Genomic DNA, 19,951 nt, shown 5'->3' on the forward strand with positions numbered 1-19,951 from the left:
AATGATATATCGTTAATTAATATATCATTTTGTGATATATAGAGCAACCCTGGCCCAAAATATAAAAATCCCCACCAAGCCGTTTCTTGGAGGGGATCATACCATGCTTATTAATTTTCTCGAACTGGGTGATTCCAACGTAGCTGATATCTAAACATTTCTTTTTTAGTATCCTTATCTAACAACAGAAACTCATCTCCAGCTTGAATCGCATAATAGTTCTCTAATGTACGAACTCCCGGATTTTTTTGCTCAGTATTCACAGCACCAATATTTGCTTCCCACATTATGCGATGGTTTTTCATATCATATGATAATACGATACTGTCTGCACTTTCTCGCTTCGTTTGTCGATAGGATACAATGGCTGTTTGTTGTTGCAGATCAACATCTAATACAGCTGGCTCAAGATTTTTGTATGCTTGAATAGAGGGTTCAGCTAATACATTGCTACTAAATTCTCGAACCTCATTATAATCCTCCAACGGTTGATTATGCGAAGCAAAGTAACCTGGAATATCGGATTCTATGAAAAATTTTGTAGAAAGATATGTTTCCGCTTTGTGATCTTCGCTTAAATTTTTGCCATCAAAGCGATAAAATTTTCCATCAACACCCTCTAAATAAAGATTATTTTGCAACAAGACTATATTGTAGGAACCATTATCTAAAACATCAATTAACTGTTTATGTTTTTCCGTAAATTCTGTTTCAGAAAGCTTTTCTTTTCCAGTTTGAATATCCAAGAGTGAAAGTTTTCCGTATTCATCATCACGATGATGAACAAGAAGTCCGCCCATAAAATTACCAATCAGTGTCTCTTTACTTGAAGAATATTTGGACCACTGTTTTTCACCTGTTTGCAAATTAATTGCTACAATTTGATGATGTGAAATAATTTGCGTAATGCCATTAGTTGTACCGTTATTTTCAGATCCTTCAACCATTTGGACAGCGATTTTCTGGGAATCATCTGTATAAATAGGAGATTCGGAATTGATTGGGAAGCTTCGACCAGCTAAGCCAAAAACAATCATCAAAAGATTACCTAAAAAAGCGTAAAGGATAAAAGTTATGACAAAAGCAAGATTAAGTCGGCGTTTGAACAAAGCATACAATAATAATAAAAGCCCAACTCCAATGACGATACCTAGAAAGATATCGTGGACAAACCAACCATTAAAGCGCCACGAATCAATATATCGTTGAAAAAAATTGTCCAATTCTCCTCCTCCTCACAGACTGTTTTTCAAATTTAACTAAAATCAGAATACAGGACATAGCGACCACATTCTAAGCATTGAAATAAATACCCTTGATGATGCCCATCATTCACTAGTGATTTTGATAACTCCTCAATAGAAAAACCAGTATAATTTTCAAATTGTTCTGTAATGCCTAACTCCACTAACTCACTCCAGCCAACATAGCCAATAAATGCACAATAATCTGAGCAATGAGCCATCCAATTATTACCTTGCCAACTTACATAACCAGGCGTTCTACACATTATTTCCTCAGTAAAATCTGAATTGACAACATTCTCATCATTGATTATATCTTGCTGGAAAGAACCGTCGTATTTTTTAGCAGCTGCACCACTATGTATACATGTAGGACAGAGATAATCAACCTCTTCAACAGCATAAATACTTCCAGTATAATAAACATCTACTTCCTGTTCGCAGCAATCACAAGTTACATCTTCTTCCGCTTCAAAGATTTTAGATTTTAATGGGTCTGGCAAATACTTAAATTTAGGTATTATTGTTTTAATTATTTTATCCTCTCTAATTTTACAAGGATACAAAGGCTTCACACAATTCGGATTATCTATGTAATATTTTATTGATCCAAATTTTTTCTGATCTTTCTTGTTCCCTACATCCATAACTGAAGTGAAAATTTTATATGCCTCTGAATACATTCTAAGCATACAGTAGATATCTACGAGGATCCTCAAATTTCCTTCAGTTAGCTCTTGAAGTTTCACTTTTTCCTTGAACTCATGCATTCGATTAATACTAACAGGATCAGAAGGATTGAAATTTTTTCTTTGTTCATGCCATTCTTCTAAAATAAACGTAGTCATATTTTAACACCTTCTATAATTGAAATAATCGTTTTAACGTTTCTCGATTTAATTACATTGTAAAAGAATAATCTTTTATAACTTTACAAATTTCCACATTATATTGCATGTACCATTTTTCTTTTCCGAATTGCTGTGCAACTAGATGTTTTGAATTTTCTTTCCATGCCTGAATGGCCTCTAGTGACTCCCAATAGGATACAGTAATTCCCTTCCCTTCAGCATTTCTAGCACTTTCTACACGAAGAAATCCAGGTTGCTTTTGTGCTAGTTCGTCCATCACTTCTGCCATCTTGGCATAGCCTTCCCCATCCTCATCTGTTCTTTGTGATGTAAAAATTACAGCATAATATGTTTCCATAGCTATTTACTCCCACCTTTTTATGTATTATTGTAAACGATAAATACTTTTATGAAAATCGAAATATGGAATGCAGAAAGGATTGTGACAAATGGGTATTAATCCAAATATGGCTGAAATTGCTTCTCTCCTTGGAGAAACTTCAAGAGCTACGATGCTAGCTAGTATGATGGATGGTCGTTTTCATACAGCAAGTGAATTAGCTTATATGGCAGCCATTAAACCCCAGACAGCTAGCTTTCATCTTGCAAAGTTAGTAGAAGGTAAACTTGTGAAAGTAGAGAAACAAGGTCGTCATCGATATTTTCAATTAGCAGACGAAGAAATTGCTCATTTACTAGAATCCTTCCTAGCGATTTCTCCCCCACCTGAAGTACGCTCTTTAAAACAATCTAGCCAAATAAAGTTATTACAGGATGCAAGAACTTGCTATGACCATTTAGCTGGTAAACTAGGCGTTCAATTAACAGAATCATTAGTTAACGCTGGTTATCTAAAATTAGAGAAAAAGCAGTTTCTCATAACAGCTGAAGGCGCACAATTTTTTATAGATTTCGGTCTTGATCTAGATGATTTAAAAAGAAAGCGTCGATCATTTTCCCATGCATGTTTGGATTGGAGTGAACGACGTTATCATCTAGCTGGTGCTCTTGGTCAAGGAATGCTTACACATTTTTTAAGCTTGGGATGGGTGACTCGTGTCCCATCTATTCGTGCCATTAAAGTGACTGAAAAAGGACGACTAGGCTTTAAAGAAGTTTTTAAATTTGAAGTTTAAATGATCTATCTTCTTTCGCGGGTAGGCTATGCTCAAATACTATCATTCAAAGTCTCTCCGCGGATATTTTTATTAGATTTAGCTGTAAAGTTACGATTCACTAAATAAATACCAGCAATTATAAACAGCCCGCCTACGACTAACGATGGTTTTAATGGTTCATTTAATAGTACCCAGCCTGTTAACACGCCGAAGAAAGGAGCTAAAAACAAAAAAGCACTCGTTTTTCCAGGATCACTATTTTGTAAAAGATAATACCAGCCGGCAAATTGAACAATTGACGAGAAAATGCTAAGCCATAATAAAATGGATACTGAATGAACATTCACAGTAAAAAATGGTTGTTCTAACACGAAACTTGCCATTAAAAGTAGTAAACCACCAAAAAGCATTTGATAGGCTGAAAGCACCCATGTATCAAATGATACTCCCCACTTTTTAGCTAGTAATGTCGCAATTGCCCAAAAAACAGCTGAAAGAATACCAAAAAGAATGCCGATTTTCCCTTCAATCTGCATACCCATTGTAATCGTAACACCAATTAACCCCAAGAAAACACCACACCATTGATACAATCGGTAACGTGCTTTCGTAAATATTGTAGCGAAGATGACTACAAGCAAAGGATTCGTAAATGTTAGAATAGAGGATTCACTTGCCGTAATTGTCCGTAAACTTAAAAAGATACAGCCCATTACACCAGCAGTTTGAAATGCTCCAATCGTTAAAATTTTCATCCAACCTTCTTTTGAAGTTGGATGAGGTCTTTTTAACGCTAACACGACGACAGCCATCATTATCCCTGCAAGTATAAAGCGGAGTGCAGCCAATAACAGCGGAGATGCATAAGGCAATCCCAATTTAACAATGGCAAATGAAGATCCCATTAAAAATGTCGTTAAAACTAACAATGCTGTAAATTTATAAATATTCATTATTTGTCCCCCAATTTCTATATTTAAGAACATTATAGATAGGAAAAACTTCAACTATTATCGAAGTATGGAATACATATAGTGGAGGAAGGAACTTTTTTCAGTTTCATTTCATTTTTATATGCGTATACTTAGTTGAATATAGGTACTAGGAGGAAGCTGCCTTGAAAATATTACTAGCAGAAGATGATGCACGATTAAGAAGAAATATCGTTCATATTTTAAAGAAAGAATTTCACCATGTGACAGAAGCGGAGAATGGCCAGGAAGCGCTAGACCATACGCTTACAGAGCAATACGATCTTGTTATTTTAGATTGGATGATGCCGCATCTTAGTGGAATTCAAGTGTGCCAGCAGCTACGAAACACTGGATTCAATGGTAGTATTTTAATGCTAACAGCGAAGGACGACACAGAGGACATCATTAAAGGACTTGATAGTGGCGCAGATGATTACATAGTAAAGCCATTTAAAATAGAGGAACTGTTAGCAAGAGTTCGAGCATTACTACGAAGAAAAGATAAAGTGATAGAACAGGTCATCCAGATTGATCAATTGCAGCTGAATGTAGATTCTCGCGTGTTTTTGTACAATAATGTAGTAGTTGATCTAACTAAAAATGAATTTTTACTTTTGGAGTATTTATTTATCAATAAAGGTCGTGTATTAACGAGAGAACAAATTTGTATTTATATTTGGGGCTACGATTACGATGTTTCGAATAATTCCTTAGATGCTTTAGTCAAGCTTGTTCGAAAAAAAATTGATGATGGTCAATCCAAATCACGTATTCAAAATGTTAGAGGGATTGGCTATAAACTGAGGGAAGACTAATGTTTCAGAAAACGAAAAAAAAATTATCCTTTTTGTATGCAACGCTTTACTTTTTGCTATTTTCACTATTCGTTATTGTTCTATACTTTTCCCTCGTAAAATTAATGGAAAATCAACAAATAAACGAATTAGAAGACTTTTATGGTAAGCAGGAGCATGATTTCTTTGAACATGTTCATGCAGACACTAAAACTTTAAGTTATGACCCAAATCGTAGTTTTTTTTACTATATTTACACAAAGGATCATAAGTTTGTCCATGGTGATGAATCTTACAAGGATCTGAAGAATCAGATAGAAAAAGCGTTTGGCAATAGGAATCCTAATGAGGAACTCGTACAGCATTATGAATGGCAAGAAGAGCATTTTCTTATTTTGAAAAAGCCAATTTACAACGATGATACTGTAGCAGGCTATATTTTCGTTGGTAAATCTGTGACGTCACAGCATCACTTTTTCCAGATGACAAAGTATTTACTAATAGTATTAACTTGTATTTCTACGGTCTTAATCGGTCTATTGGCCTATTATTTGGCGGGTAAAGCGATGATCCCTATTCAATGGTCGTTCGATAAACAAAAAAAATTCGTATCCGATGCATCCCATGAATTACGAACACCATTAAGTATTTTTTATAGTTCACTTGAAATTTTAGAAGATGAGGAAGCAAAGCAATTAAGTCCTTTTGGAAAAGAATTGATTGCGGATTTAAAAGATGAGGCTGAAATAATGAAAGAGCTGATAGAAAAGCTACTGTTCTTAGCAAGACATGATCAGCAGCAGGTTTCCACTCAAAAAGAAATCATACCGTTATCAACTTTACTCAAAAAAGTGAGTACGAAATTCCAAAGGATTATGCCTCCTGACATACAGTTTTCTACTGAAATCCAAGAAAACATCGAGCTGCTTGGTGATGCTTCAAAGATACAAGAGCTGCTCTATATTCTTTTAGATAATGCGATAAGATATACAAATAGTGGAGCAATAACACTGACGCTTTTAAAAAATAGAGATTCTGTGAAAATTACTGTTGCTGATAGCGGCGTTGGTATGACTGAACAAGAATTGCCTTTAGTGTTTGAGCGATTTTACCGAAGTGATGCTGCTCGTCAACGAAATGGTACTGGTTTAGGTCTTGCCATAGCAAAAGCAATAGTGGAGCAGCATGAGGGGAAAATTTATGCGACAAGTAAAGTCGATAAAGGCACTACATTTCATATTGAATTCCCTATATAAATATAGTTCAACATAGAGGAAGCGGGGCTTTTTAAAACAGCCCCGCTTCCTCTTAATTATTGTTGTGACGTTGAAACATTTACTTTTTTCATGAACTGGCTTATTGTTCTTGCAACCAGCACTAACATGGTAATTCCCCCAGAAACTACATAAAACATGATAATCAACGTATTTTCTGTATCCGTTCCAATTAGCACTCCATGAGCAAGTGATAATGCCCATGCTGGTAACACAAGAAAGTGTAGCTTTTTCCATAACGAGCGATTCATTGTTCTAATCCATAAATCTGATGTCATGATTACTACTAAAAACAAATAAAATGCTATTGTTCCAAGTGCCGATGGTAGAGACTGATATTTTGCTGAGAAAGGAATTAAAATTCCTACTATGCTATACGGCTCATAATGATCGATTAAAAGGACTAACATATGCGCGATTACGGTGATTAATCCTAGCCATCCCGCATTTTGATGTATATGATAAATTAAATTTTTATGTGATTTTATAAATGATGATTTTCTCAACAACCCAAATATAATGGAAATCGTAAAGTAAAAATACGCTAAAAACCCCAATAATCGAATCCATTCCCACGTACTGAAGATCATTTATTACACCCCCGTTATCATCCAATTTGGTGCTTGCCCTTCTTTAACAATGAAACGGGCACTTTGTTGACAATTATTTTCGAACCATTGCTGCAATTCACCCTCATCCATAAGAAAGCAAAGCTTTGCACCAACCTCTGCATCATATAAAGAAGACGTTACGACTGAAGCTTGTAATACTTCAGTATTTGCAATTTCACCTGTTTGTCCGTTTAATAAATGATGTTTCTTCAATGTTCCTTGCATCCAGCTTCGATAAACTCGATTAGATGTAGCGATGGCACCTGTTTTCATCTTAATCGAGCTAATTTCCTTATCGATATCCCAGGCATCTGCAACACCGATTGTCCAAGTCTTGTCCCCGGAAGACCACATTTTCATATCCCCTCCCCCGTCTATTAGTCCGTAATCAGGAGATACCTCTTCTTCAAGCCAATTCGCCAATTTTTCAATAGCATACCCTTTGGCAAATCCACCTAAATCAATTTCCTGCGGTGCTACTTTCATTACTTGCGCGTCGCCTAAAAATTGAAATGCTTGATCTGCAATCAGAGGTTTGTTTTGAAATGCCTTGCTTTTAGCTGCATCAAATGGAAAAGATTGATTGTAGCCATGCTGTTCTAATTGGCGTTTAAGATATGGTGAAAATAAACCATTAGAAAGTTGATAATATTGATCCGCTTGCATTAAACAATCATATAGTAACGAACTAATGCGTAGCGTTTCTCCCATTTCTAAATCATTAAGTTGTGATAATTCATTATTCGATTGAAATCTTGACCATTCTTTTGCTACGTAGTGAAGCCATTTCTCGGCTTTTTCTTTCCATACGAAATGAACACCTTTTGGCATAGCAATATAAAATTCAGTATTCATTATTTGCAAAGTTAGTGTATCCACACGACCAACTCCATTAAGTTCTTTTCGTTTTGCGCTCGCTTTTGACGGCAGGCTGACTTGTCATTTCAAAGTTTGTCCAATCCAACTGTACTAGTTCTTTTTCTTTTTTCGTCATATTTTCCTGATCTACTTCCTGAATATTATTTGTGCGTGTAGTTTCGGCTTCTGTTGGGCTGTTAATTTGGGTTAGTATCGCTGCAGATAAAAGTATCCCTGACGCCCCTAATACCCATTTTGCCTTTTTCGGATCTTTCATAGTGCTTCCCCCTAATTCGTGATTGGCTGGCAGACAAATGTTTGATTATTTTCTTGCCACTCTGCTATATAGCCTAAGCCATTCGTTATTGTACTAATAGGTACATATAATTCTTCATTCATGTAAAATACTTGTGCAGGAGATGGTGTTTTCACATTGTTATCATAAACAACGTTAGTTCCAGCCCGGTAAATTAATTCATTTGCTTCATTTTGGATATCTAAAATTTTACTTGCTTTGTAAAAGGTTGCTTTTGCTCCTAGAACCTGTGCTACTGCTTTTCCCGGTACAAATAATTCCCCGTCTTTTGGTATAACAAAAAAGCTCAGCTCCTTATTTGTACCTTCTACCTTTAACGTGACCTTTTGAGAGCTTGTAAAAGGTAGCACTTCTTTATCTGCAGCAACTGTTCGTGTCCAAATATTCCAAGTCCCTTTTGTACTTACTGCATCTTGAAAATAGTAAGTTTCACCTTCTTTTTCATCGTCATAGTAATATTTCTCATCGTCATCGTCATCGTCGTGGCCTTTATAGTCCTTATATTCTTTATACTTTTCATGTTTTTTATCTTTATGTTCGTGATCATCTGCATGTACGACTACGTCATTTGTTATAAAACCTGTCAATATAAGAACTACAACAAGACTAATTTTTTTCATCTTCATCTACACTACTCCTTTCCTTTGACTTCATTGTAGGTTTTAAATATGATATAAGACTGAATTTTTCAAACAAATTTTTACATACAATAAAAAGCCATTTCTATGGACAGATTCCTCTGCTTAGAAATAGCTTAGTTCATAAATCTATTATTCTTTTGTATATATTATCTTGGTAAACACCATCCATACAGTATTTCCATTGAGGTAAGCTTTTTACAAACGTAACGACTAAACCTTGACTTGCTCCAAAAATAATAAAGTTTTTATTCAATGCGTCTGTTTCTTTTACGCTCACCATCATTAATAAGCATATAACCTTGACAATTACATCGCCTTGAAAGCCCTCTTTACTATGATAAGAATCAGAATGTTTAAAAAGCGAAAATTGGAAGTAAATATTTAACAAACATTATTAAATACGAGGTGATTGGAAAAATGGTGATTCCGATGTTAATAGAAGAGGGGCATGAAGTAATCGGGTTGATTCGATCAGAAAAACATGTTAAAACAATGCAAGAGATGGGAGTAAAACCAGTAGTTGCAGATGCATTTGATCGAGATAGTGTTTATGCAGCCTTAATTGAAACTCAGCCTGATGTTGTAATGCATCAACTTACTGCACTAAATAGTGGCGATATAAACGATAATTCAAAAATAAGGATAGAAGGAACAAGAAACCTTGTTGATGCAGCTAATCACGTTGGAGTAAAAAAGATAGTTGCACAAAGTATTTCATGGGCTTATGAGCCTGGGAATACGCTAGCTACAGAAGAAACACCTTTAGATACAAATGCCTCATTACCTCGCAAAAAAACAATTGATGGAGTTATTTCATTAGAGGAAAAGGTAAAAGAAATGCCCGAGTTCGTTATCCTTCGCTATGGTACATTATATGGTCCTGGAACTTGGTATTCGGGTAACGGTAAAATTGCTAAACAATTACAGAGTCAGGAACTATACGCAACAAATGGGATGACATCCTTTATCCACGTAAAAGACGCAGCAAAAGCAGCTGTATTAGCTTTAAATTGGCAGTCAGGTTCTGTAAACATTGTAGATGATAAACCTGCAAAAAGCTCTATTTGGCTTCCCTATTTTGCTGAAGTTATTGGGGCCCCTCTCCCTCCTATAAATGATATATATAATTCTTGGGAACGAGGAGCATCAAATGAAAAAGCAAAAAAACAATATGGCTGGAAACCTATTTACCCTTCTTGGACAAAAGGATTTAAATTGTTGCGTCATTATTAATGATAAAAGTAGAAAATATTGAACATTATAAGAAGGTTAAATTTATGAAAATAAATAAAATTTATAAGTCTTTTATTTACACTATTCTAACTGGACTTTTTACTTCTTGTTTCATATCGTTTATCCTTGTTTCTATAAACTTAGGATATAGCCATACATTTTTAATTCATTGGCTAAGAATGTGGGGAGAAGCATTTCTTTGTGCTATAATTTGTGCTTACATTTTTCCAAAGATAATAAATAAACTTATGAGAATCATTACTTTTGTAGAAAAATGATAGATAATAAAATATAATACTGTATGTAGAATATTCTACGAACTACGGTATGCATAACATTAGAGATGGATGGGTTTATCATGTTAATCAATGATTTGAATATAGAAGACTTATATAAAGAATATAAGAATTATTGTTTATCAATAGCGTACTATTTACTTGGTTCAATTACAGATGCTGAAGATATTGTTCAGGATACTTTTTTGAAAATAAAGGAACAAGAAAAGATCGAGAAAGAAATTACTAATTTAAAGCCTTATATAAATAAAATGATTGTTAACCGCTGTATAAATGAACTAAAATCAAGTAGAAAAAAGAAAGAAACTTATATAGGTACTTGGTTACCCGAACCTATACTAAAGACAATCAATAGCGAGCCTCTTGAGAATCTAATCCAGTCAGACCAATTAAGCTATTCATATATGGTTCTTATGGAAAACCTTTCACCTAGCGAGAGGATAGCTTACGTACTAAGAAATGCTCTAGGGCTAAAGCATAGTGAAATTGCCGATATTCTAAAAACGACGACTGTTAATAGCCGTAAGATATTGAGTAGAGCACAAATTAAAATGGGAAGAAAAAGTGAAAAAGATTTGACTGTTACTCTTCAGAAAAATTATATAGAACAATTTATATTGGCATTATCCAACGGGGATATTCATGGAATAACCCATTTGTTATCTAATGATGTTCTATTTGCTGCTGATGGAGGAGGTAGGGTAAGAACGGCAATAAACATCATTGAGGGTAAAGAGCGAGTATCAGCACTTATTTCAGGAATTTCAAAGAAGTTTTTCTTTGGAAAAAGTGCTACTGTAGCTTTAATAAATAATCAATATGGTATAGTAGTCACTGAAAATAAAAAAATAACAGGGGTTTTTTGTTTTGACTGGAATTCTTCAACCCGAACAATTAAAAAGATTTTCTATGTAGTAGATCCAAATAAGTTAAAATATAATCCTTTTTAGGTGTGCGTTGGTATACGGATAGTTCTTTTTAAAGAGCTGTCCGTATTTATTTTCTTATTGAACTAAACTGCTCCGCTCATATTAGTTTAAGTACATTTCTTCACAATCATTATTCTAATATTAACATAAATATCCAAAAAGAAATCATCACATCCCTAAGAATATCATAGATTTTCAGAATTGGTTTTATATACCGTCTATTACAATTCTTGTAAAGCTATTGGTTACTCCGAAACATTTCTAAATGTTTTTGTTTACTTCCAAATAATTAACTAAACAAATCTTCTCTATAGAAGATACTATACAATAAGATTATATATAGGTGGGTTTCATTTCTTTTTGTAGCCTATTGTTGTTTTAGAATAAAGTTTGTTCAAATTAATGCAAATAACCTTGATAAACGAACAAAAAGAAAGAGCGTGTTTTGAAAAAAGTTTGATCAAAACACGCCCTTAATATTTTCAAATGGTCACTCTCTTATAAAAAAGTTTGACCATTTCCTATCTATGTTGCTCAACAATCGTGCCCTTTAGCTTAATAAGAAAATCCCTTATTCAAATACAACCATTTCTCCGACATCTATAAATCCAAATCGCTTATAGATATTTTTCCCATCATCTGAAGCCTGTAATACAACTGGTTTTTGTTTATCCTTTTTTTGATTTAGAAGAAATTGAAACATTTCACTGCCATGTCCTTTACCTCTAAATGTTTCTTTTGTCATCACATCATAAATACCATAACTATATTTGCTTTCTATTAATAAACCAGTAGTGACAGTTAAGCTTCTGTATATTGTCCAATCTTTCTAAATTTCTCATAGCGATCTTCAATTAATTGTTCGCCATTTAGAGAATTCAATGCTTTTAGTGTGACGCTTATACATTCTTTTATATAAAATGCTTGCTTCGCAACATTGCGGTGTGCTCCACCAGTTATTTCATGGATTATTCCATCAATAACGTCAAGCTCTTTTAAGTCAGGTGCTGTTATACGCATTGCTTCTGCTGCTTGCTTCCCTAGGCTACCATCTCGCCATAAGATCGATGCAGCCCCTTCAGGCGAGATAACCGAATACGTTGAGTTCTCTAACATAAAGACGCGATTAGCTACCCCTAATGCAATTGCACCCCCACTTCCGCCTTCCCCAATAACAATACTAATAACTGGTACTGTTAGAATCGCCATTTCAGAGAGAGTTCTAGCAATGGCTTCACTTGGGCCGCGTTCCTCGGCTGCCTTACCCGGATAGGCTCCTTTCGTATCAATAAAACAAATAATTGGGCGCTTAAATTTCTCAGCCTGCTTCATTAAACGTAGTGCCTTACGATATCCTTCTGGATGTGGCATACCAAAATTCCTACGAATATTTTCTTTTGTGGATTTTCCTCGCTGGTGTCCAACAATTGTTACTGGCTGACCTTCAAAAAGAGCAATTCCTCCAAGAATAGCTGCATCATCACCAAATGTACGATCTCCATGTAACTCAATAAAGTTTTCACACATAGCTTCTATATATTGTAAAGTTGTTGGTCGTTCTGGATGTCTAGCAACCTGTACACGATCCCATGGCTTCATATTGGCATAAATGGATTGTTCTAGCTGTGTTAGACGTGTTTCAAGCTTTTCGATTTCGCCTGTCATGTCTACATCTGCCTTTGTAGCAATCATTTTTAATTCATCAATTTTTTCTCGTAATTGTACTACTGGTTCTTCAAAAGCTAAATTTTTAGACATGTTGCACACCGCCTTTCGTATGCATTTTTACAAGCATTGCTACTTGGTTTCGTAAATCCTTCCGATGGAAAACTGCATCAAGCTGACCATGCGCTAGTAAAAACTCCGACTTTTGGAAATCATTTGGTAGTTTTTCTCTTACTGTTTCTTCGATTACACGGCGACCAGCAAAGCCAATCAATGCTTGTGGTTCAGCAATATTAATATCTCCAACAGAAGCAAAGCTTGCTGAAACGCCACCGTATGTAGGATGCGTCATGATCGAAATAAATAATAGTCCTTCTTCACTATGACGTTTTAATGCCACACTTGTTTTTACCATTTGCATTAATGATAGAATACCTTCTTGCATGCGCGCTCCACCACTAGCAGTAAAGATAATAACCGGTACACGTAATTCAATAGCTTTTTCAACGGCACGTGTGATTTTTTCTCCTACAACTGAGCCCATTGAGCCCATACGGAAATGAGAATCCATAATTGCTACAACAATTCCTTCTCCATCAAGAGTACCTAACCCAGTCAGTACAGCTTCACTTAATCCCGTTTGTTGTTTAGCCACTGAAATTTTTTCTACATAATCAGGGAAATTAAGTGGATTACTTGTTTGTAAATGATCATCCATTGAAACAAATGAACCTTCATCTAAGAAATATGCTACGCGCTCCTGTGCAGTCATTTTGAAATGATGGTCGCATTTTGTACACACTTTATGATTTTTTTCTAATTCCTTTGTTAACTGAATGTGACGGCATTCTGGACATTTTGTCATAAGTCCTTCTGGAAATCCCTTTTCCTGTCCGTCCTCTTTCTTTTTACTAAATAAGCTACGTATTGCCATGTTTTACTCCCCCTTTGTTGTCTAAATGCCTTATTCAGCATTCATCCACTGTTCGTAAGCTTTTAATGCTTCTTTTTCATAGCCAAGCTGCATCGATTTCAACATAGTTTGAATGATTAATTTTTCTTCTTCTGTTGAGTTTCGATTTAAACAGTCATCATCATAAACTGCTAACTGAAACCAGACTTTTCGTGAAAGACGATTTCCTGACGTGATGATTATTTCTCGTAAAACATCCCGACAATTAATCGTACTTTCTATCTCTAGCTTTACAAAAAACTGTCCCACACTGGTAGTATTCGCAGAGTCTCTGTACAACTTATAACGCGAATGGCTTCCTTTTCATGAATTTGTCGCGTTAATTCGACATTCTTTTTTGATTTTTCATCTTCTAATATAAACATCGGCAATATTTCTACGAGCTGATGCTTTTGTGTAGAAGCTAGAAACGTACCTCCCCCATGTCTCGTTTCAATAAGACCTAACAACTCTAAACTTCGCAATGCCTCTCTCACAGAGGATCGCCCGACACCTAGACGTTCTGAAAGGACTCGTTCGGAAGGTTACTTTTCACCAGCCTGTATTTTTTCCATTTTAATAAGTTGTCGTAATTGTTGGACGATATCTAAAAACACTTTCTTTTGTTCGGTTTTTTTATCCATACGATCAACTCCTCGGTCAATCTATTCGCCTTGGAATAATTATTGCTGTCACTTTCCTTTCGCGCAGATAAACAATACATCCAAAGGCTTTATCTTCATTCAGTAGGTGTTTGGATACCTACTATAAAGAAACAAAATCCACCACCTTCAGATGATGGCGTCTCTTACTGAATGAATACAAAAGTGGTCTGGCCACTTTTGAAGTTGGCTTTATCTTACAAAATAATTATTTAAAAGTAAAGAAAAAACTGCATAAAAATTTATGCAATTTCTAAAATTCCTTCAATTTCATATTCTTTTCGTCGTTTGTGCATGTTTTACTTTCACTTGAGGTCTCTTTTCAAGCGTTCTCTCAATGTAAAGCAATTCATCTTTTAGTAACAGCTCTTGAACAAGATGAAAAACTTGCGAGAATAAGGTTTCAGATACCGTTCCAAACTCATCCTGAATTGAATAAAGGCCATTTGTAACCGGCGACCTACAGTAATGCACGCACCCGGCAACGTCCGGGCGTGGCCCAGTGAACCAATACCCAGGGTTATTAATCGTAACTTTTTTATAATCGTCGCGACTTTATTTTAGACATCGTATCTTTTTTATAAACATCGCAACTTTATTTCAAAGCTACACCTATACTACATAAAAATGGAACGTTAATTTTAGAGGATATGTACAACAGAAAGTTCACCAACTAAACAGCCTTGATTGTTTAGTTGGCGAACTGATAACTTCTCTTTCTTATAGGTCAAAATTTCTCCATTGAAATATCTGAATTAATAGTCATTGCTACCTTTATACCTGTTGCTTCTGAAAGTACGATTTCGGTTGGTGCAGGCTGAGCAGCATCACCAGCTGCATACACATTTTTTTCCGATGTTCTTCCAAAATAGTCAACAACGATTAACCCATGCTTATCAAGATCACAAGAAAATCCTTGACCAATAATATTTGTTGTATAAGTGGATGGGGTAATAAAGCCTGCTTCCCGCTCAATTTCTAACCCATTTTGAAAGACAACACTACTCAATAACCCATTATGTCCTTTCATTTCTTTAATCTTATCGGTAATCACATGTATCCCTTTATTTTCTAATTCTCGCTTTTCGTTTTCCGTTATTTCATTACCGTTTGTTGCCACGATTAAATCATTTGACAGATTGTGAATTACTTTGGCCGTTAGTGTAACGTCCCTTGTTTCATTTATATAAATTAATTTTTTACCCTTTAACTCCCAACCATAACTATATGGAGATCTAAAAATACTTTTATTGTAATATTGCTCAAAGTCAGGAATATCTGTCTGTATTTTAGCACCATCCGTTAGCAGGATTTTTTCAGCAAGAAAATTCTCGCCATCTTCAGTATAAATTTTAAAAAGCTTATTGTCTGATTGTTTAATAACCCTAACGTTTTGACCAACAATGGAATGAATATTAGGATATTGATTTAATTTTTCTCTTGCTACTTGCATGAATTCAATAGCGGCATTTCCATTTCTAGAAATACTCTCTTGAAGCTCGAATGCAAAGTGGTCATTATTTGTATCAAACAATGCAACTAAACGATTCGCTCTACCTAACAATAATGCTGCATTTAATCCTGCAGGTCCTCCACCAATAATTGCACAATCAAGAATCTCCATGTTTCCCCTCCTATTTTAAATCAAACTCCAATAATTTGCTTTAGATTTTCTAAAGGAATATATCCAGCAATTGGTTCATGTAATTTATTGTGAATAATCAAACGAGAATGAGGGATACCTAGTACCTGGTACTCCGCTGCAAGTTCTGGGCTTTTATCAACATTCACCCTTAAAATTTCCACCTTATCACCGCGTTCTTCATTGAGTTGGTTAAGAACCATTCCGAACATTTTACAAGGGCTACACCACTCCGCCCAAAAATTTATTAACACAATCTTTTCAGTTTTTAAGTGTTCTCCTAATTCTTGCTTTGTTGTTACATGAGTAATTGACATAACTTTTTCCTCCTCCGCGGAAATCAAAATCTTAAAGATATAATCTAAAACTTATATCCCCCTTTCAATGAACATTAAAGGTATTTAATATCTGTAATTAATCTAAAATTTTTTAAATTGTACTATCGAAAACAACTGCCATCGCGGCTTTATATCCTTCAGCAGCAGCAACTATTAACGAAGACTGACCTAATTTAGCAGTTTCCCCTGCTGCATAAACATTTTCCTGTGACGTACGCCCTACCTCATCAACAACAATGCTACCATTTTCATTTAGTTGACAACCTAACTGCTCTGCAAATCGGTTTGGACGCACAAAATTAGGTACAATAAATCCTCCAACTCTTTCGATTTCAAGTCCTGAATTAAACACTACTTTGTTTAAATAACCATCCACACCCTTTAAATGTTGAATAGGTTCAGTAATAACAGTTATATCTTTTCTTTGTAGTTCATTCAATGTCGAATTAGAAAGTTCATGACCATTTGTGGCTATTACTAAATCTTTTGACCAGTTATAGATAAATTTTCCTTTAAACAGGGTTTGTTCTTCATCTTCTGAAATTATAATTAGAGGCTTGTCTCTTAATTCCCACCCATCACAAGTTGGGCAGCTGAATAAACTTTTCCCATAGTAATTTCTCATATCCGGAATCAGCGGGAATTCTTCTTGAACACCCGTTGCCAAAATAATTCTCTCAGCAACATACTCTAGATCTTCTAACGTCTCAATTTTAAACAAACCGTTTGATTGTTTTGTTATATTCATAACCGTGTTTTGATAAAAATGAACTGATGGGTATTTTTTTACATCATTCAAAGCTATTTCTTTAAACTCTGCAGGTTTAATTCCATCACGTGTAAGAAATCCATGTGATTCCTGAGTCACGCGATTCCGATTTGTTCCATTATCAAATAGAGCGACTTTTTTTCGAGACCTTCCTAAAATCAAACTTGCATTTAGCCCAGCGCCACCTGCACCAATAATTGCACAATCAAATAATTCCATCATGAAACTCTCCTTCATAAGTTGTTTAGAGTACATATTGTTTCGTTAAAAATGTTCATTTCCGTATATTACAACATGCATTCTAGCTCAAATTAAAGTTTAAAACAAAAATGATTTTAAGCTATAACCACCTAAAAATTTATAGAAGTACAAAACCAAGAAAAATCAGAGTTTAGAGTGTAAAATTTCTTAGATCTTTAAGTTCGTTTAGAGACTTAAAAGACTCTTTATATCTTTGATTATTCAAAAAAAATAATGGTGGACTATATCCACGACTATTTTTTCACTAGATCAGATATTTTTCTGTTTCTTAACTCATTCTCCAGTGTTTCCTCTGCAGATAGCATTACTTCTTTTATTACACACTTAGGATCGTTATATAAACAACAATCAAACAAAGACGATTTGCCTTCAATTGCATGTATTATATCTAAAAATGAAATTTCTTCCCAATGATGACTAAGTGTATAGCCACCATTGGCACCCGATACAGAATTAATCATTCCCTCTTTTACTAACTTAGTTAAGATTTTAGACAAATACGTAGGAGACACATCTTGCATTTCCGCTAATTGTTGGACACCTACTGGTTTATTTGACGTTTCCTTTGCTAGAAAAAGCATTGTGTGTAGTGCATAATTTGTAGCTTTAGAATATTTCATTACTGTTATTCACTCCAATAAGAGACTTTACATATCCATAATAGCATTGAATTTAAGTTGTTTCAATATTTGTGTCTTCATGTTGGAAAAAGGATGACTATTTCACCCCGTTTGATATTAATTATCCAACTGGGTGTTTTATGTTTAAACAAGTAAGAAAAGTAAGTTAAATACGCTGCATTCAGTCCATGAAGGATACCAACATAGTGTTCTCCCTCGAAAGCGCACTTTTTGCTAGGCTTTTACTTTTAAATCGATAGCAAGTAAACATAAAGTTTCAAACTTGACCAATTACCATTCCCTACCTCGATTGGTTTTCCAGTCATACGGCAAAATCTCTTTCAATAAAACAAACGTATCATTTTCAACCTCTACAACAGCTTCTAAATTTTCTTTTGAAAGCTGACTAATCAACTCGCGGCACCGTCCACATGGTGGAACAGCATTTCCTTCCGAGTCAACTGCTACAAAAGCTTTTATTTGATATTCGCCATTTTTCAACATGTCAGCAACCGCTGCATGCTCTGCACAAAAACCCATGGAACAAGCTGTATCTATACTAATCCCTGTATAGATATTACTATCTATGGTTTCAATCGCTGCACCAACACTTCCGTACTGAACAAAATCATTTAATTCTGTAGGTGAAGTAACTGTAGTTGCAATCTTTTTTAATTCTTTATAATTCATAAATATGATCCTCCTTTTCTAGAAACATGAAATCGATTGGGTAAAAATATTTAGGTTCTCGAGAATAGTGAAATATTCATTAAAAAGGCAAAAAAATCGAACTACACTCTAAATGCAATATTGGAGAAGGCTACCTGCATTATCTGTTTCCGTAATAAGACGGTAATGTTGATTGGCCAGGAGCCCCATCTGTCCCACATAAGTTCTTCTCTCACTTTCCGGAAATGATACTTCCATAAGTGCGAAAATTTTATCAAACTCTCTTTCGTTCATAATTACATTTCTCCTTTATCTACTATACTTAATTAAAAGTATAGATCTGCATAATGATTTTTATATAAATGAGTTAATTTCATAATTCTAATCCCTTTAGCATCAGGGGTTCTGAAACAATAAAAAACGGGCACCTCCCCAAATTCGGTATAATGGTAGCGACGAAACTAACATACTGAATGAGGTGAATGCCCTATGACTATTGTAAAACAAATGAGCCTATTTGACATCCAAAAATTATTGGAAATGGAAAGTTCCCGTCGTTTTGATGCGATTTTTGCCACTTTCGACGTACAACCTATTTTTCAGTTATTTTTAAAAAGAACATTGCGTGGTGCCCCACGTGAACTAAACTATGGTGCGATGATCCAATCACTGATTATTCGCATTGTCGAGCGTATTCCAACGATCAAGGATTTAATCAAACGTTTGGTCAATGACCCTTTATTCCGCTTAGATTGTGGGTTTCTTGTTTCAGATGTTGTGCCTTCTGAAGCGTCTTATTCGCGTATGATCGACGTCATTAGTCAATCAGATGTCCTCGATTACATGCAAGATACATTGATTGAAACGGCCTTTATAGAAGGGTTTCTTTGTGATGAGCACCTCGCGATCGATGCCACGCATTTCGAATCACGCGATGCAGCGAAACCTTCTGAGAAAAAAGAACCTACACCACCCAAAAAACGGGGACGGAAATCAAAAGAAGAACGCGAGGATTGGCTTAGGAAACAAGCGGAAATCGAAGCCAATCAGTCGACTTATGAAAAAGAAATCAGGCATCAACTCGATACACCACTGGAGACACTGTGGCAAGATGCGCCCATCGAACCGAATTGGGGCATCAAAAAGAACAGTGACGGCAAAAATACGTTTTGGTTTGGCTTTAAAGGTCATCTCGCCGTGACAACAAAAGGGCAATATATCGTTGGACGCCTCA

General features: G+C 35.2%; 23 protein-coding genes and 2 pseudogenes. 7 read left to right on the plus strand and 18 right to left on the minus strand.

What is annotated here, in order from left to right; all coding sequences use genetic code 11:
- Window positions 1-110 precede the first annotated feature (110 nt).
- The 3 genes from ACFXN8_RS16800 to ACFXN8_RS16810 are packed head-to-tail and all read right to left on the minus strand — an operon-like array spanning window position 111 to window position 2,453.
- The gene (locus ACFXN8_RS16800; RefSeq protein WP_376071205.1) at window positions 111-1,223 is read right to left on the minus strand and encodes a PA2928 family protein; all 1,113 of its coding nucleotides are present in this window, start codon (window positions 1,221-1,223) and stop codon (window positions 111-113) included.
- Between the two features lie 32 nt (window positions 1,224-1,255).
- Window positions 1,256-2,092, minus strand: coding sequence for a CbrC family protein (locus tag ACFXN8_RS16805; RefSeq protein ID WP_386846666.1), 837 nt, complete (start codon window positions 2,090-2,092; stop codon window positions 1,256-1,258).
- A 52-nt stretch (window positions 2,093-2,144) separates the two neighbouring features.
- Complete coding sequence (locus ACFXN8_RS16810) at window positions 2,145-2,453, minus strand: antibiotic biosynthesis monooxygenase family protein (protein ID WP_376071201.1); 309 nt, start codon at window positions 2,451-2,453, stop codon at window positions 2,145-2,147.
- 91 nt (window positions 2,454-2,544) lie between these two features.
- Here ACFXN8_RS16810 and ACFXN8_RS16815 point away from each other — a divergent pair, with 91 nt between their 5' ends.
- Entirely contained in the window at window positions 2,545-3,231 is a 687-nt protein-coding gene (locus tag ACFXN8_RS16815) for an ArsR/SmtB family transcription factor (RefSeq protein WP_376071198.1), read from the plus strand.
- A gap of 32 nt (window positions 3,232-3,263) precedes the next feature.
- On the opposite strand, the gene ACFXN8_RS16820 is transcribed toward ACFXN8_RS16815, so the two are convergent.
- On the minus strand, window positions 3,264-4,166 hold the full coding sequence (locus ACFXN8_RS16820; RefSeq protein WP_386846669.1) for a DMT family transporter: 903 nt from the start codon (window positions 4,164-4,166) through the stop codon (window positions 3,264-3,266).
- Window positions 4,167-4,330: 164 nt separating this feature from the next.
- Between ACFXN8_RS16820 and ACFXN8_RS16825 the strand changes: the two genes are divergently transcribed.
- Both ACFXN8_RS16825 and ACFXN8_RS16830 read left to right on the plus strand, forming a co-directional pair.
- Complete coding sequence (locus ACFXN8_RS16825; RefSeq protein ID WP_386846671.1) at window positions 4,331-5,002, plus strand: response regulator transcription factor; 672 nt, start codon at window positions 4,331-4,333, stop codon at window positions 5,000-5,002.
- Window positions 5,002-6,237: a sensor histidine kinase gene (locus ACFXN8_RS16830; RefSeq protein WP_386846673.1), complete on the plus strand. Its 1,236-nt coding sequence runs from the start codon at window positions 5,002-5,004 to the stop codon at window positions 6,235-6,237. Before ACFXN8_RS16825 ends, ACFXN8_RS16830 begins: the two co-directional genes overlap by 1 nt.
- Before the next feature lie 56 nt (window positions 6,238-6,293).
- Here ACFXN8_RS16830 and ACFXN8_RS16835 read toward each other — a convergent pair whose 3' ends face one another.
- Genes ACFXN8_RS16835 through ACFXN8_RS16850 form a run of 4 tightly spaced genes read right to left on the minus strand, consistent with a single transcriptional unit; the run spans window position 6,294 to window position 8,666 of the window.
- Window positions 6,294-6,845 carry a ferric reductase-like transmembrane domain-containing protein gene (locus tag ACFXN8_RS16835; RefSeq protein WP_370045765.1) on the minus strand — a complete coding sequence of 184 codons (552 nt, stop codon included), beginning with the start codon at window positions 6,843-6,845 and terminating at the stop codon, window positions 6,294-6,296.
- Between the two features lie 3 nt (window positions 6,846-6,848).
- Window positions 6,849-7,745: an FAD:protein FMN transferase gene (locus ACFXN8_RS16840; RefSeq protein ID WP_386846675.1), complete on the minus strand. Its 897-nt coding sequence runs from the start codon at window positions 7,743-7,745 to the stop codon at window positions 6,849-6,851.
- Between the two features lie 13 nt (window positions 7,746-7,758).
- Entirely contained in the window at window positions 7,759-8,001 is a 243-nt protein-coding gene (locus ACFXN8_RS16845; protein WP_386846677.1) for a hypothetical protein, read from the minus strand.
- Window positions 8,002-8,012: 11 nt separating this feature from the next.
- On the minus strand, window positions 8,013-8,666 hold the full coding sequence (locus ACFXN8_RS16850) for a stalk domain-containing protein (protein WP_386846679.1): 654 nt from the start codon (window positions 8,664-8,666) through the stop codon (window positions 8,013-8,015).
- 381 nt (window positions 8,667-9,047) lie between these two features.
- On the opposite strand from ACFXN8_RS16850, the gene ACFXN8_RS16855 reads away from it, so the two are divergent.
- From ACFXN8_RS16855 to ACFXN8_RS16865, 3 genes are all read left to right on the plus strand, one after another.
- Window positions 9,048-9,914 carry an NAD-dependent epimerase/dehydratase family protein gene (locus ACFXN8_RS16855; RefSeq protein WP_386846700.1) on the plus strand — a complete coding sequence of 289 codons (867 nt, stop codon included), beginning with the start codon at window positions 9,048-9,050 and terminating at the stop codon, window positions 9,912-9,914.
- 44 nt (window positions 9,915-9,958) lie between these two features.
- A complete protein-coding gene (locus ACFXN8_RS16860; protein ID WP_386846681.1) occupies window positions 9,959-10,192 on the plus strand; it encodes a DUF2798 domain-containing protein in 234 nt (77 codons plus the stop codon).
- A gap of 80 nt (window positions 10,193-10,272) precedes the next feature.
- Entirely contained in the window at window positions 10,273-11,160 is an 888-nt protein-coding gene (locus tag ACFXN8_RS16865; RefSeq protein ID WP_376071168.1) for a sigma-70 family RNA polymerase sigma factor, read from the plus strand.
- Between the two features lie 550 nt (window positions 11,161-11,710).
- Here the strand turns inward: ACFXN8_RS16865 and ACFXN8_RS16870 are convergent.
- The 10 genes and pseudogenes from ACFXN8_RS16870 to ACFXN8_RS16915 all read right to left on the minus strand — a co-directional run.
- Window positions 11,711-11,944 (minus strand): annotated as a pseudogene (locus tag ACFXN8_RS16870) (GNAT family N-acetyltransferase); the annotation flags it as partial.
- The gene (locus ACFXN8_RS16875) at window positions 11,941-12,897 is read right to left on the minus strand and encodes an acetyl-CoA carboxylase carboxyltransferase subunit alpha (RefSeq protein WP_386846684.1); all 957 of its coding nucleotides are present in this window, start codon (window positions 12,895-12,897) and stop codon (window positions 11,941-11,943) included. The gene ACFXN8_RS16875 and the pseudogene ACFXN8_RS16870, both read right to left, overlap by 4 nt.
- A complete protein-coding gene (accD, locus tag ACFXN8_RS16880) occupies window positions 12,890-13,738 on the minus strand; it encodes an acetyl-CoA carboxylase, carboxyltransferase subunit beta (protein WP_386846686.1) in 849 nt (282 codons plus the stop codon). Before accD ends, ACFXN8_RS16875 begins: the two co-directional genes overlap by 8 nt.
- Before the next feature lie 30 nt (window positions 13,739-13,768).
- Window positions 13,769-14,400: pseudogene (locus ACFXN8_RS16885) on the minus strand (FadR/GntR family transcriptional regulator).
- A 745-nt stretch (window positions 14,401-15,145) separates the two neighbouring features.
- Window positions 15,146-16,042, minus strand: coding sequence for an NAD(P)/FAD-dependent oxidoreductase (locus ACFXN8_RS16890; protein ID WP_386846688.1), 897 nt, complete (start codon window positions 16,040-16,042; stop codon window positions 15,146-15,148).
- A 20-nt stretch (window positions 16,043-16,062) separates the two neighbouring features.
- Entirely contained in the window at window positions 16,063-16,377 is a 315-nt protein-coding gene (locus tag ACFXN8_RS16895; protein ID WP_386846690.1) for a thioredoxin family protein, read from the minus strand.
- Window positions 16,378-16,489: 112 nt separating this feature from the next.
- Window positions 16,490-17,386: an NAD(P)/FAD-dependent oxidoreductase gene (locus tag ACFXN8_RS16900; protein ID WP_386846702.1), complete on the minus strand. Its 897-nt coding sequence runs from the start codon at window positions 17,384-17,386 to the stop codon at window positions 16,490-16,492.
- 275 nt (window positions 17,387-17,661) lie between these two features.
- Window positions 17,662-18,048 carry an Rrf2 family transcriptional regulator gene (locus ACFXN8_RS16905; protein WP_386846692.1) on the minus strand — a complete coding sequence of 129 codons (387 nt, stop codon included), beginning with the start codon at window positions 18,046-18,048 and terminating at the stop codon, window positions 17,662-17,664.
- Window positions 18,049-18,339: 291 nt separating this feature from the next.
- Window positions 18,340-18,738: a cytidine deaminase family protein gene (locus ACFXN8_RS16910; protein WP_386846694.1), complete on the minus strand. Its 399-nt coding sequence runs from the start codon at window positions 18,736-18,738 to the stop codon at window positions 18,340-18,342.
- A 108-nt stretch (window positions 18,739-18,846) separates the two neighbouring features.
- Window positions 18,847-19,011, minus strand: coding sequence for a hypothetical protein (locus ACFXN8_RS16915; protein ID WP_386846696.1), 165 nt, complete (start codon window positions 19,009-19,011; stop codon window positions 18,847-18,849).
- Window positions 19,012-19,206: 195 nt separating this feature from the next.
- Here ACFXN8_RS16915 and ACFXN8_RS16920 point away from each other — a divergent pair.
- The coding region (locus tag ACFXN8_RS16920) for a transposase (protein WP_386846698.1) at window positions 19,207-19,951 on the plus strand (745 nt) is incomplete at its 3' end.

The sequence above is a fragment of the Lysinibacillus sp. NPDC059133 genome (assembly GCF_042755925.1).
GTDB lineage: Bacteria > Bacillota > Bacilli > Bacillales_A > Planococcaceae > Lysinibacillus.

What these genes read in the sequence shown, in the direction of transcription:
- ACFXN8_RS16805 (WP_386846666.1), bottom strand. Translation starts at nt 2,092, where the DNA reads ATGACTACGTTTATTTTAGAAGAATGGCATGAACAAAGAAAAAATTTC.
- ACFXN8_RS16810 (WP_376071201.1), bottom strand. Translation starts at nt 2,453, where the DNA reads ATGGAAACATATTATGCTGTAATTTTTACATCACAAAGAACAGATGAG.
- ACFXN8_RS16815 (WP_376071198.1), top strand. Translation starts at nt 2,545, where the DNA reads ATGGGTATTAATCCAAATATGGCTGAAATTGCTTCTCTCCTTGGAGAA.
- ACFXN8_RS16820 (WP_386846669.1), bottom strand. Translation starts at nt 4,166, where the DNA reads ATGAATATTTATAAATTTACAGCATTGTTAGTTTTAACGACATTTTTA.
- ACFXN8_RS16830 (WP_386846673.1), top strand. Translation starts at nt 5,002, where the DNA reads ATGTTTCAGAAAACGAAAAAAAAATTATCCTTTTTGTATGCAACGCTT.
- ACFXN8_RS16835 (WP_370045765.1), bottom strand. Translation starts at nt 6,845, where the DNA reads ATGATCTTCAGTACGTGGGAATGGATTCGATTATTGGGGTTTTTAGCG.
- ACFXN8_RS16845 (WP_386846677.1), bottom strand. Translation starts at nt 8,001, where the DNA reads ATGAAAGATCCGAAAAAGGCAAAATGGGTATTAGGGGCGTCAGGGATA.
- ACFXN8_RS16850 (WP_386846679.1), bottom strand. Translation starts at nt 8,666, where the DNA reads ATGAAGATGAAAAAAATTAGTCTTGTTGTAGTTCTTATATTGACAGGT.
- ACFXN8_RS16860 (WP_386846681.1), top strand. Translation starts at nt 9,959, where the DNA reads ATGAAAATAAATAAAATTTATAAGTCTTTTATTTACACTATTCTAACT.
- ACFXN8_RS16865 (WP_376071168.1), top strand. Translation starts at nt 10,273, where the DNA reads ATGTTAATCAATGATTTGAATATAGAAGACTTATATAAAGAATATAAG.
- ACFXN8_RS16875 (WP_386846684.1), bottom strand. Translation starts at nt 12,897, where the DNA reads ATGTCTAAAAATTTAGCTTTTGAAGAACCAGTAGTACAATTACGAGAA.
- accD (WP_386846686.1), bottom strand. Translation starts at nt 13,738, where the DNA reads ATGGCAATACGTAGCTTATTTAGTAAAAAGAAAGAGGACGGACAGGAA.
- ACFXN8_RS16890 (WP_386846688.1), bottom strand. Translation starts at nt 16,042, where the DNA reads ATGGAGATTCTTGATTGTGCAATTATTGGTGGAGGACCTGCAGGATTA.
- ACFXN8_RS16895 (WP_386846690.1), bottom strand. Translation starts at nt 16,377, where the DNA reads ATGTCAATTACTCATGTAACAACAAAGCAAGAATTAGGAGAACACTTA.
- ACFXN8_RS16900 (WP_386846702.1), bottom strand. Translation starts at nt 17,386, where the DNA reads ATGGAATTATTTGATTGTGCAATTATTGGTGCAGGTGGCGCTGGGCTA.
- ACFXN8_RS16905 (WP_386846692.1), bottom strand. Translation starts at nt 18,048, where the DNA reads ATGAAATATTCTAAAGCTACAAATTATGCACTACACACAATGCTTTTT.
- ACFXN8_RS16910 (WP_386846694.1), bottom strand. Translation starts at nt 18,738, where the DNA reads ATGAATTATAAAGAATTAAAAAAGATTGCAACTACAGTTACTTCACCT.
- ACFXN8_RS16915 (WP_386846696.1), bottom strand. Translation starts at nt 19,011, where the DNA reads ATGAACGAAAGAGAGTTTGATAAAATTTTCGCACTTATGGAAGTATCA.